Annotated in this window: 1 protein-coding gene; it reads right to left on the bottom strand. The window is 67.3% G+C overall.

The genetic code is table 11. From position 1 onward, the window contains the following. Positions 1 to 4: 4 nt before the first annotated feature. Positions 5 to 1,086, bottom strand: a protein-coding gene (locus tag QSK52_RS39785; RefSeq protein WP_435053496.1) for an IS630 family transposase whose coding sequence is annotated in 2 segments (ribosomal slippage) — positions 5 to 639 and positions 639 to 1,086 — 1,083 coding nt in all. Because the reading frame shifts where the segments join, the coding sequence is not laid out codon by codon here. Positions 1,087 to 1,153: the final 67 nt, after the last annotated feature.

Below are 1,153 nucleotides of genomic sequence, written 5' to 3' on the forward strand. Positions count from 1 at the left end.
TTACTCAGGTTGAACTCGCGATGTCGGTGATCAGCCCGGTCGCGGCGAGGCAGCCGTCGATGAGGTGCGGGCGGTACTGGATCTTCCGTAAGCCGCGCCTGACCGTCCGGACGAGGTGTTCGGGGTCGGCGAATGCGACGTTGGACAGGAAGCCGCGTCTCAGCAGTGACCAGATGCCCTCGACCGGGTTGAGGTCGGGTGCGTACGGGGGTAGTTGGTAGACGGTGAGCCAGTCCTGGGCGGCGATGAACTCCTTCATGCCGGCGGCCAGGTGGGTGTTCAGGTTGTCCCAGATCAGGACAATCGGGGCGCCGAGCTGGTTGTGGGCAGCGAGGATCAGGTCTCGGTAGTCGGTCCAGGCGAAGCTCTTGCGGCCTTTGTTTCTGCCCTGGCCGTCATCCAGTCTCGGCCGGTAGATCAGCCGGGAGCGTTCACCAGGCTTGTAGCAGGTCAGGGCGGCGATCGAGACCCGTCGGCGGGAGCGACCCCGCACCCGGACGACGGGCGTTCGGCCGCGGCGTCCCCAGGTGCGGGCCCGCGCCGGCATCATCGAGACCCCGGCCTCGTCTTCGAACACCAGCCAGGCCCCGATCGCCGCCCCTAGGCTTTTACCTGAGGCCACACCTGCTTCTTCCACACCTCGACCGCACCCTCGTCGCGCTCGATCGCCCGCCGGACCGGCTGCTGGCACGACCAGCCGTTGCGTCGCATCAGCTTCCACACGCCCTGGACGGTGTAGGCGACGTGGAACCGCCGGCCAATCAGCGTCTTGATCCGCGCCAGCGTCCACCGCTGATCCTGCCAGCCATGCGCGAGCGGCCCCTTCTCCAGTTCCTTCTCCAGCTGGGCGAACTGTCGCTCACTGAGTCTGGGCAGCGACTGCGGCCCTTTCGACTCCAAGCCGGCAGAACCGCTCTGCTGCCAGGCCTGACGCCACCGCTCCACCGACCGCACGGTGACCCGCAGGTCAGCCGCGATCACCCTGTTGCCGTCGCCCTGTTCGAATCGCTCGGCGGCCTCCAGCCGCACCCGCTCCCGACGCTCTTGCTCCCGGGCAGTGAACCCGCCCCCCTGCGCGTATCGCACCCCAATGTCGTACCGCAGGGATCAAGGTCCGTCACCACCTACGACAAGGCGAGTTCAACCTGAGTAG

This window comes from Kitasatospora phosalacinea, from assembly GCF_030268885.1.
GTDB lineage: Bacteria > Actinomycetota > Actinomycetes > Streptomycetales > Streptomycetaceae > Kitasatospora > Kitasatospora phosalacinea_C.